Raw genomic sequence first — 10,345 nt, 5'->3', positions numbered from 1 at the left:
CTCCAAGCGATGGCGGACAAAGACGGCAGGGACCTTGATGACGTCGGGTGTTGCCCGATCCTAGGGACGGTCGCCTGCCGCCGGGACTGCTGGCTGTGATGGGCCGCAGTCCCGGCCGCCAAACTAACCGATCCTTCTCAAACAATCCCAGGGCGAAGCAGCCGCGCAGCGGCGTCGCGGAGACCCTGGGATCAATGCCGTGACATCGGCCCAGGAATGTGGCGGTCCAGAACTGCCTTCTCTACTTCCAACATCAAATTCTGCACCGCTTCGTCACCTGAAAGTCGCGGCATGGATCCTCGGGTCTGCGCGATCGCTTCGCGCCCGCTCCGCCCGTGGATGACGAAAGTAGGGGGCCGCTATCGTCCCGTCTTTAAGACGCGTGTGGCCTCGGCGACGATTGCCGCGTCGAGCGCCTGCCAATTGCCCAGGAATTCCTGGGGAAAGCGGTAGGTAAGGCTGAGGCTGTCGCCGACCTGGATGTCGCGCTCGCAGGGCGCCAGCGATTCCTCGGCACTTGGTCCGCTCAGGCAGCGGGCGACGAACGGCTCCTTGCCGGGGCGGCCGGCAACCGCAAGCACCTCGTTGAGATAGCCCGATTTTTCGTTGAAACCGTAAATCATCGTGCCGCCGGGGCCGGGCGTTCCGGGCTGGCTGATCAGCGCGCTGTAGATCGGCGCGAAACGGCCGCTCATGTCGCGCGACATCATCTGCTGCTCGAACGACAGGAAGATGATGTTTTTGGCCGTTCCCGTGTGGTTGAAATCATCGCGGGCGGCTTCGCTGTAACCTTCCATCTGGGGATAGCGCAGATAGAGGTCGAGGCGCGAAGCGATGCCTTCGCGGCGCGCCTGCAGGAAGCGGATGGCGTTGGCCGGCACGGCAATGACATTGTTGCCGATCACCACCCGGTGGACCGTGGTGTCATCGGTGTAGCCGGCCATGGCGATCGAGCGGCCGAACCATTTGCCGCCAAGGCTGATCGCCAGCGACAGCAGCGCAAGTGCCGCAAAGGCATAAAACACCCGCTTCATCAGCACGGAATCGACGACGTTGAATTCTTCGGCGGTCGCTGCCTGCTTCATCGCAATCCCCAGTTTCGCCGCCCCCTGTCCTTGGACGGCACACATGCCGCGGCATGGCCCTTGCAGCGCGGCTGTTGGACGCGACTGTGCGATTTCATGGTAAACGGAAGGTAAAGATGAGCCTGCTGATGCCCGTTCTCTTCGCTTTTGCCGTCGGGCTCACCGCCTGCGGGCTCACCGGATCCGTGATGGAACTGGCGGCCGGCCGCCGGCTTGCGTTTGTCGAGCCCTACGTGTCGCCGTCGCACATCCTGCGCTCGCTGGCCGCGACCGCTTGCGCCGGGCCGTTCATGCTCGCCAACGATGCGCTCGATGCGCGGCGCGAAGGCCGCATTTCGACGCTGATGCTGATGTCTTGCGGCTGCACCGTGATGGCCTGGGCGCTGGCGCTGGGCATCGTGCTGATCGCCATTGCCTCCTGGGGCGTCGGCTCCCCCGGAGCGGCTCAGCTTTTGGTGGAATCGCTGGCCCGGTATTTGTCTTGAACTGAAAACCGTTACGCGGTTTCCCTAGGAAAAACCGCCACGCGGTTTTCCTCGGATTGTTTTAGGGTTCGTCTCGGCCTGAGACGAATCGGAGACTAAAAATGCCGACCTATGCGATCGACGGAAAGGCGCCCCGTTTCGAGGATGCCGACTCGAACTGGATCGCGCCGGACGCCACGTTGATCGGCGACATCGAGGTCGGCCGCAATGCCGGCTTCTGGTTCGGCGTGGTCATCCGCGGTGACAATGAGCCAATCGTCATCGGCGCCGACAGCAATGTCCAGGAGCACACGGTGATGCACACCGACCCCGGCTTTCCGCTGACGATCGGGCAAGGCTGCACCATCGGCCACCGCGCTTTGCTGCATGGCTGCACGATCGGCGACAACAGCCTGATCGGCATGGGCGCCATCGTCCTCAACGGCGCCAGGATCGGCAAGAACTCACTGGTCGGCGCCGGCGCGCTGGTAACCGAAGGCAAGGAATTCCCCGACAATTGCCTGATCGTCGGCTCGCCCGCGCGGGTAATCAGGACGCTGGACGAAGCCGCGGTCGCCAGGCTGCGCGCCTCTGCCGCGCTCTATGTCGCCAACGGCAAGCGGTTCAAGGCCGGGCTGAAAGAGACGTAAGGCCAGCCGGCCAATCCTTGTCGCCGGCGGTTCATTGCGCCCAACTCACCGTCCGTCGGAGCCGCGCCCGGCCATTGCATCGCGCAGCAATGAAGCGCCGGCTTCAAAGCCGGCATTGTCGGCTTCCTCAAGGGGCGTCGTACAGTCATCAATCCGGGTTTTCAGCGCCGGGTTGGCCCCCGCCGCCAAAAGCAGGCGGATCGCATCGACACTGCGGATGGCCACCGCATAGTGAAGCGGCGTCCAGTCGTTCACGCCCCGCATGTCGGGGTCGGCGCCACCGTCGATCAACACCCGGACGATTTCCAGTCTGTCGGTTCGGTCGGTGGACAGCGCAGCAATGATTGCCGGAAACCCACCGTGATCCCCGTAATTCGGATCCGAGCCCGCATGCAACAATGTCGAGATGAAGCCTATGGGGCTCCAATAGATCGCATATTCCAGCGGATGCCCGAGGCCGAGCTCGAATGGCATGCGCTCATCGAACCAGCGTGGCGAACTGCCCAAGGCCACGCCGAGGCCCACGAAATCGCCGGCCTTGAAGGCATCGTCGATCGCCTTGAACAGGCGATGGCGCTCGCATCGATCTTCCGGGATTTCCAACATCGCATTGCGTCCGAAAGTGTATTTGACCGCAGAGGCCTTGATCAGCCGCTCCTGGCAAGCTGGCCAGAGGGGCACGGGCTTGGCTAAGGTTGCCGCGAGTTCGCTTGGATTAATACTTGGTGCTCAACAATCAGGGTTTTGAATTTCTCGAACGCCTTGTAACAAAGGACGCATTGTTGCGAGAGCTGTCGCACGATCTCTTCAATGCTCAATGGCCGAGTAAATCCAAAATCGTATCTTGTCTGTCCGGTCTTTGGATCCCGGTGCCGGGTAACCATCCCGGTGAGGCCAAGTCCAATTCCAGGCGGTATGCGATGATTGTATTTGTTACGAAAATGCCTAGTTGCGGCCTGATGGTCTTTGGCTGAAATCCTCTCAAGCGAGCGCTTTAGTGCCTTGTAGTTCTTCCACTGGCCCCCGCATCGGTCAGCTTCAGAAAAGTCAATCTTCTCGTCAGCAGCCAAATCGTCTACCCACCCGTGCGGATCAAGAAGGCGATTTGCTTGATGAGTGAGATGTGCGGTTGCGAAAATGAATCTTGAGCGGATGGCATAGGGCAAATTTAATGCGACGGTTGCAAGCGGATCGACCAACTCGACCAGTGCCGAGAGGCGCCTTTTGTCATCAAGAGGCCTCAACACCATTTCCCACGCAGCCAAGCTATGGACGTAATTGATCAGGGCGTTGATCTCGTTTGCGATCTCGCTGGAAAATTCCTGAAGCATGGTCCCATATGCCATCAGTGACATATGCATCCTGCTAGGCAATCTGTACCATTCGTAGTCGGCATAGTCGGCGCAAAACGGCGCGGCTTTCAGCRTTCGCCGATATTGTGCGTAGAGTTGAACTGACACCGACATACCTTTCTGTACCAAATCTGAGACGAAAGCCGGAAACGGTTCGGAATGCAGCCTTCCGATAACTATAGCAGTCACCCGGACGTGCTTCTGGCCTTCTTCGCTGGTGCAGGTTTGACCCGTATTCGCATAGCCCCACCTTTGGGGTTTTCGATCTCGAACGCAGCTGTCTTCCTCACCAGATCGCTGAGTTTGCTGAAGCCGTAGGTGCGAGGGTCGAAGTCGGAGAAGAGATTTAAGAGCTGCTTCCCGAAAGTGCCGAGAAGCACCCAACCATCCTCACTATCCATCTGGCCGATGACCTTCCTCAGGATAGGCGTTGCGACGCTCATCTCCAGCGGCTTCGCTACCGGCGCGGCGTCTTGCACGTTCTCCACGCCACGCAAAAGATTTTCAATGTAGACGAAACGGCGACATGCTTGCCGAAAACTTTCCGGAGTTTTCTGCTCCCCGAACCCGAACACATCAACGCCTTGTTCGCGTATACGTGCAGCAAGCCGGGTGAAATCACTGTCGGATGAAACCAAGCAGAAGCCGTCGAAGCGACCGCTATGGAGCAGGTCCATGGCGTCGATCACCAGTGTGATATCGGACGCGTTCTTCCCGGTGGTATAAGCGAACTGCTGCTGCGGAATGATCGCATGCTTTGACAGGACGTCAGCCCATCCCTTCGACCGGGCGTTTGAAAAGTCACCGTAGATGCGGCGGACACTGGCCTCACCGATCTTCGCAATCTCCTCGAATAGGCCGTCGACAATCTTGGCAGAAGCGTTGTCGGCGTCGATAAGAACCGCAAGGCGCGGTGATCGGGGTTCGGTCGGCATGCGACATTTCCTGCGGCTGGCGCACTCTCGAGCTTCGAACTCTAGCCGGCAAACCCATTGCCGATCCGCGGTTCGCGCAACTTTGCTGTTGTAGCAGAGGTGGGCAGCAAACAGAAATCTAAGCTATTGTGATCGTGATATTTATCAAGATTTCAATGAGTTACCGCCAGAAATGGTGGAGCCGGCCCGGGGACGGGGCCGGCTCCTAAAACCCGGTCGTTGGGGACGGGGAGGGTGGGGACTCGACCGGGCTTTCTCGTCGCGCCCCGAGCGGGCGCGTTTTCCTATTCGGCGTCGTTAGCGGACGCTTTTTTGTTCCCGCGTCCTAACGGACGCTGGCAACCGCGTCGGCGCGGCCGTCATTGATCGTTACCCACACGCCGGAATTCTGATCGGACTGGCGCTTCAGGTAGGTGTAGTCGGTGTCGGTCCAGGACAGCACCTTGGACTCCAGATTGTCGAGTATGAACTCGCCGAGGCTGGTGCGCACGGTCAGCACGGCATGGCCGTCGCCGTTCGGCTGGCGCGCTACCGTCATCAGCAGATTGCCGGCGGGAACGCCGAGCGCCATCAATTCGCGGCGCTTCTCCAGCGCATAATCCTCGCAGTCGCCGAAGCCGCTGTCGGGATAGGACCAGACCTCTTCCTTGCCCCACATTTCCATGTCGGTGCGCGGAACGATCCGGGTGTTGACCGAATTGTTGACGTTGACGATTGCCGCCCACAGCTTGCGGGTCAGTTCGACCGGCGCCTGCTTCGGTGTCCGCTGCGCGCATTCCTGCGGCAGCTTCTGGCAGAATTCGTAGTGACCAACCGGCTGTGTGGTGCGGCCGCCAGTGTGCATGTAGGCCGGCCCCGCTGCTTCCGCCGTTCCCCAAGCGGAAAGCTGCATCGCCATTGCCAAGAGCAACAGCTTGCCCCACGTCTTCGCCATTTGGTCAGTCTCCCCGTTTGAGAAGACAATGGCAGCGTTGGATTTATTTGACGCAAAAACGCGAAGTAGACATTGAGTAAAACCTCAATAGAATAAGCGTAAAATTTGATCTATTTTAATATAAAATCGTTCAGATCTCGACGCAAAACCGCGGTGTCGGGGGCTCGGATTCCGGGTGGAGCCATGGATTTGCGACGTGCCGCACCGCTAGAGCAGTTCACCGTTTCACGGAACACGGCGACCCGCTCTAACTCTTTGTTTTGGAGCAATTCCCAAGGGAAAGCGCTACGCGCTTTTCCCGGGAAAACCGCTTCACACTTTTCCTGGAATTGCTCCAGAAGAAGAACCAGATGGAATGCCGGGCAACAAAAAACCGGCCGCTAAGGGCCGGTTCGTTTTTGCTGCGTGTTGCCGATCGTTCAGGCGCGCGGCGCGTTGAACTCGGAATCAAGCGTTTCCGGGCGCTGGATGACAGCGAATTCGATGGCGACGCCGTCCTCGAAATGACGCACCACCTGGCCACGCATGGTTCCGAGCGTCACCTGGATGCCGAGCGCCGGCTTGACGTCGATCTCGACCGCCGCGCCCGACAATGACAGGTCGATGATGCGGCACTGGTACTGACGCCCGTCGGTGAGCTGCAGCACGCTGGTCGGGTTGCGCGGCGCCACGCGTTCGTGGCGGCGATCTTCCGGCAGGTCGAGCTCGTGCTTGTTGGCGAGCCAGGTCAACTGCGCGGCAAGCTTGTCCTTCTTGCGATCCGAGGCAATGACGGTCATGGCAAAGCCGTCCTGCGAGGTGCGCGTCACCACGCCCTCGATGCGGCCGATATGATCGATATAGGCAATGACTTTTTCGCCCGGCATGCCGACACGGTCGGTGCGCAGCGCGACGTTGCCCGGCGACATGTCGACCACCTGGCAGGGGTGTTCGGTGCGGTCCTCCAGCATGAAGCGCCCGTAGATCTTGACCCGGACGCGCTGAAAGTTACGCCTTTCGGCGCGGGACGGCGCATATTCGACCGCCGCTGACCTCATGACTGCCTACACCCCTTGGCATTCCCGCGCCGTGCGTGGAACTTCACGCCGAAACGCTACAGCAAATCAGGTTAACAAAGGGGAAAAGCGGGTCGCCAATACTTAAAGCCAGGCCCTGGATTTGAGCCTAAAGCGCGTCGCGTTTGAATGGATTCAGGCGACTCGCTTCAGGCCTTTGTCATTATGCATGTCGCTTTCTCAAAATCGGGGGCCAGTCCGGGGTCACTTTTGAGCGCCATGCATTATTCCCCACGCCCACCGTCGAACACGACCAAGTGGCGGATGCGACGCGACCGGCCGAGCGCCGAGATGGTCTCCGGGGCGTCGAGCTCGGTGGGAGCCAGTGAGGGAACCGGTATTTCCGGCCGGTTTTTCAGGAACATCGGTTCCTTGTCGGGATCGATGACGCGAATGGCGTCGATCAGCGCGTCGGTGATCGGGTCGGCGCCCAGCCAGAACGGCTTTTCGACGGCGCTGACGACGCCGAGGCAGCGCGGGTTCTCGACGCCGCCGTCGAGAGGCAAGGCAAGCAGTTCGAAGCGGTTGGAACGGCCGTTGCGGCTGAACCCCTCATAGGTGATGAGCACCACGGATTTCTGCTCGAAAACTCCGTGAATGAGCCGCGACACCAGCCGCTGGTCCTTCGCGCGCCACAACGAGGGAAACGAAAAACCCTTGAGTTCGCGGCCGTAGCCGGCGCAAAGCCTGGTGCCGGCAAGCCGGAACACCGCTTCGCCGCGCGTATCCTTTTCCAGGATGAAGGTGTCGGCCAAAAGCGCCTTGATATCGGCCGGTTCGACCTCCGAACGCTTTGGCGCAGCACGTCCATCACGCAGTCGGTTCCAATAATGGAACAGCGTGATTGATCCGTTCTGGTTCATGGTATGCAACTCCGCGCAATCTGCCGTCTGATGGTCCCATCGGTGAACAGAAAGGGCGCCCTCCGATGACCTACATGCGTTCCGGAGCAGGATGCGTGCCAGCGTCGTTAACACTTGTTCACGGGTCGGGGACGTTAAGGTTAACAAGTGGTTTACGTTGCGCGCCGACGGCCGTCGTGGCACACAAAAACCACTCCAGAAGCGGTCGTTTTAGCGACGACCAACAGCACTTCGGTCAAAGTTTTAGGGGAGCAAGGGGGCTCGACCAGCCGTTCAAGGGAAACCTTGGACGGCTTCTTTTTGATTCACGCCCGGTGATTCGCGGTCGAGATGCGTTGCGGCCAGCCAACAGCAACATTTGCCAATGGCTTCGAAGCGGTCGAGGCGTCTCGACGCCAAGCTTCCTGCCGTTGGCGAGCGATGAACGCGGCTGCCACCAGCTGGATCCCTCCAACTGATCCCTTCTCCTCTCCCTCGCTTACGGCCAGGAGATATCGTCGGGAGGGTGGGCTACCTGTCTTCCCTGGCCTAACCGCCGCTGATTGCCGTCAGGATAAAAACCTCGGTGCCGGGCGCGAGCCTGGTTTCCAGGGTTGCCTTCTCGCCATCGACGAAAACGTTCATATGGCGGCGGATGGCAGGGCGGGAATCGCACATCCGGTCGCGCATGCCGGGCCAGAGCGCGTCCAGCCCGTCGATCATTTCCTTCACAGTCGAGGCCGGCAGTTCGACCCGGCGCGGCGCGCCAGGAAACAGGTCGATGAGCACGCCCGGGAGCCGCGCGATAACATGGTGCACACTGCGGGCGGGGTTGTTCGACATTTGCCCTACTCTCCCACCACCATCGTCTCGACGGACAGAATCGTGGGCAGGTGCTGAGCGATCTCCGACCAGTCTTCGCCTTCGTTGGCGCTGGCAAAGAGCGAGCCGCCGCTGGTGCCGAAATAGACTCCGGCCGGCTCGAGGCTGTCGGTCGCCATAGCCTGCCGCAACACGCCCGCATAGCAGTTCTCCTGCGGCAGACCCTTGCGCTCGTCGAGCCATGTGGCGCCCGCATCCTCCGTCTTCCAGACCGCCGCCTTCGCGTCCGGCACGTAACGGCCGGCGCTGTCGCCGTTGAGCGGCAGAAGGAAGAGCGTGTCGGCGTCGCGCGGATGCGTGGCCGCAGGAAAACCGAAGGTCGAGGGAAGGCCCTTCTCGATGCTCTGCCAGTTCTTGCCGCCATCGTCGGAGCGGTACATGCCGCAATGGTTCTGCTGGTAGAGCCGGTCGGGCTTGCTGGGCGCCATCACCAGACAATGCACGCACTGGCCAAATTCTGGATAGTTTTGTCCTTCGGGCAGGAAGTCGGCGCGGGTGCCACGGTTGCGCGGCTCCCACGTCTTGCCGCCGTCCCAGGTGTAGAACACGCCTGCGGACGAGATGCCCACCCAGATCTGCGCCTCGTCTCTGGGGTGCGTGACGATGGAATGGAGGATGAGGCCCGCGCCACCTGGATTCCAGTCCTTGCGGCTTGGGTGATGCTGCAGACCCTCGATGTGGCTCCAGGTGGCCCCGCCGTCGTCGGAGCGAAACAGGCCGGCCGGCTGCACGCCGGCATAGAGGCTGCCGTTGCGCCTGGCGAGGCTCCACACCGCCTTGACCGGTTCCTCGCCAGCCGCATAGGCCAAGCCCTCGCTGGAATGCGTCCAGGTCTGGCCAAGGTCGTCCGACTTCCAGACCGCCGGACCGAACCATTCGTTGCCGCCGGCGCCGTAGATCGCGCCGGTCTCGGGGTCGCCGACGACATGGTTCATCGGCCAGTGCTCGCAGAACGGACCGCGCAGCTTCCACGACCCGCGCTTGCCATCGCTCTCGGCGATGAAGGCGCCTTTTTTCGTGCCGATGAGCACGAGGATTTTTTCCGGCATTTTCTCCTCCCGATTGCGTCCCTTTCATCAAGGACGGCGGAGCGCGGGCCTGGCCGACAGGGCCAACGATTTTTTTAGTCTAAACCCGTCGAGGCCAAGGTGAGAAGATATGCCGCCTGCCTGGCTCTGCCATCGGGGACAGCGCGATTTGTGCTGTCATCACCTGACGCCGCGCTGGAGCGCGCCATGCGAGGTGTTAGAGGATGCAGGGCAGTTTCAACCGAAGCATCCTTGCTCTAAAGCTCGCGGAACGAATCCCTGGACCCAAGTGAATGAGCGAACCGATAAGCCCCACCGAGACCGAACAGACCGAGGAGGCGCCGCCGCCGCGTCGCGAGCCGGTGTTCAACCTGCCACCGGTGGTGCTGGCGGTGATCGGCATCTGTGTGGCCGTCTTCCTGTTGCAGCAATATGTGCTGACCGAAGAGCAGCAGATAACGCTGCTCACCGACGGGGCCTTCATTCCTGTCCTCTACACCGGGCAATACGGCTTCGACTGGTTCCTCTTCACCCGTCCTTTCACCTATGCCTTCATGCATGGCGGCCTTGCCCATATTGCCATCAACATGGTTGCATTGGCCGCCTTCGGTTCGCCGCTGGCCAACCGTCTTGGCTGGTTCCGGTTCGCGTTGTTTTTCGCCGTCACCGGATTGGCCGCGGTGGTGCTGTTCTGGGCGGTCCACCCATTTGGTGAGGCGCCGCTAGTCGGCGCTTCCGGCGCGATATCGGGCATGATGGGTGCGGCGGCGCGTTTCGGGTTCCGTACCGACCGCTGGTCCGGCGGGGCTGCCTTTGCCGGCCCCGTGCTGCCGATCGCAATCGTTCTGCGCATGCGCGGCGTTGTCAACTTTCTCGGCGCCTGGATGATCATCAATCTTGTCACCGGCCTTTACGGCCTCGGGCTCGGCGAGGCCGGCCAGATCGCCTGGGAGGCGCATATTGGCGGCCTCGTTGCCGGCTTCTTCGGATTGCGCTGGTTCGACCGGCGCTGGCAGGCGCCTGAATGGGAAATCCCTGACGACCAGCACACTTGAAAAGCAACCGATCACGGCGCACGATGTTCACTCTTATGTGAAGCCGGTCAGGGGGGAGCTGGC

12 protein-coding genes are annotated in these 10,345 nt (G+C 60.9%); 3 read left to right on the top strand and 9 right to left on the bottom strand.

Annotated features, from left to right (window positions below; genetic code table 11):
- Positions 1-359: 359 nt before the first annotated feature.
- A complete protein-coding gene (locus AC1DYO_RS28385) occupies positions 360-1,085 on the bottom strand; it encodes a hypothetical protein (RefSeq protein ID WP_477267707.1) in 726 nt (241 codons plus the stop codon).
- 116 nt (positions 1,086-1,201) lie between these two features.
- Here AC1DYO_RS28385 and AC1DYO_RS28380 point away from each other — a divergent pair, with 116 nt between their 5' ends.
- Together AC1DYO_RS28380 and AC1DYO_RS28375 are read left to right on the top strand one after the other, a co-directional pair.
- Positions 1,202-1,570 carry a DUF6949 family protein gene (locus AC1DYO_RS28380; protein WP_477267706.1) on the top strand — a complete coding sequence of 123 codons (369 nt, stop codon included), beginning with the start codon at positions 1,202-1,204 and terminating at the stop codon, positions 1,568-1,570.
- A gap of 101 nt (positions 1,571-1,671) precedes the next feature.
- Positions 1,672-2,199 (top strand): gamma carbonic anhydrase family protein, encoded by a 528-nt coding sequence (locus tag AC1DYO_RS28375; protein ID WP_477267705.1) that lies wholly within the window; start codon positions 1,672-1,674, stop codon positions 2,197-2,199.
- A gap of 45 nt (positions 2,200-2,244) precedes the next feature.
- Here AC1DYO_RS28375 and AC1DYO_RS28370 read toward each other — a convergent pair whose 3' ends face one another.
- The 8 genes from AC1DYO_RS28370 to AC1DYO_RS28335 form a co-directional block, all read right to left on the bottom strand.
- Complete coding sequence (locus AC1DYO_RS28370) at positions 2,245-2,805, bottom strand: ankyrin repeat domain-containing protein (protein WP_477267704.1); 561 nt, start codon at positions 2,803-2,805, stop codon at positions 2,245-2,247.
- 83 nt (positions 2,806-2,888) lie between these two features.
- On the bottom strand, positions 2,889-3,554 hold the full coding sequence (locus AC1DYO_RS28365; protein WP_477267703.1) for an integrase: 666 nt from the start codon (positions 3,552-3,554) through the stop codon (positions 2,889-2,891).
- Between the two features lie 182 nt (positions 3,555-3,736).
- Positions 3,737-4,486 carry an NYN domain-containing protein gene (locus AC1DYO_RS28360; RefSeq protein WP_477267702.1) on the bottom strand — a complete coding sequence of 250 codons (750 nt, stop codon included), beginning with the start codon at positions 4,484-4,486 and terminating at the stop codon, positions 3,737-3,739.
- Positions 4,487-4,811: 325 nt separating this feature from the next.
- Positions 4,812-5,420 carry a transglutaminase-like cysteine peptidase gene (locus tag AC1DYO_RS28355; RefSeq protein ID WP_477267701.1) on the bottom strand — a complete coding sequence of 203 codons (609 nt, stop codon included), beginning with the start codon at positions 5,418-5,420 and terminating at the stop codon, positions 4,812-4,814.
- A 419-nt stretch (positions 5,421-5,839) separates the two neighbouring features.
- Positions 5,840-6,457, bottom strand: a complete 618-nt coding sequence (locus AC1DYO_RS28350) for a PilZ domain-containing protein (RefSeq protein WP_477267700.1) — start codon at positions 6,455-6,457, stop codon at positions 5,840-5,842.
- Between the two features lie 242 nt (positions 6,458-6,699).
- Positions 6,700-7,338: a PAS domain-containing protein gene (locus AC1DYO_RS28345; protein WP_477267699.1), complete on the bottom strand. Its 639-nt coding sequence runs from the start codon at positions 7,336-7,338 to the stop codon at positions 6,700-6,702.
- Between the two features lie 528 nt (positions 7,339-7,866).
- A complete protein-coding gene (locus AC1DYO_RS28340) occupies positions 7,867-8,160 on the bottom strand; it encodes a MoaD/ThiS family protein (RefSeq protein ID WP_477267698.1) in 294 nt (97 codons plus the stop codon).
- A gap of 5 nt (positions 8,161-8,165) precedes the next feature.
- A complete protein-coding gene (locus AC1DYO_RS28335) occupies positions 8,166-9,248 on the bottom strand; it encodes a WD40/YVTN/BNR-like repeat-containing protein (RefSeq protein WP_477267697.1) in 1,083 nt (360 codons plus the stop codon).
- Between the two features lie 272 nt (positions 9,249-9,520).
- Here AC1DYO_RS28335 and AC1DYO_RS28330 point away from each other — a divergent pair, with 272 nt between their 5' ends.
- Complete coding sequence (locus AC1DYO_RS28330) at positions 9,521-10,282, top strand: rhomboid family intramembrane serine protease (RefSeq protein WP_477267696.1); 762 nt, start codon at positions 9,521-9,523, stop codon at positions 10,280-10,282.
- Positions 10,283-10,345 lie beyond the last annotated feature (63 nt).

This window comes from Mesorhizobium sp. P2_F5, assembly GCF_056403715.1.
This window is presented reverse-complemented; position numbering and strand designations above follow the sequence as displayed.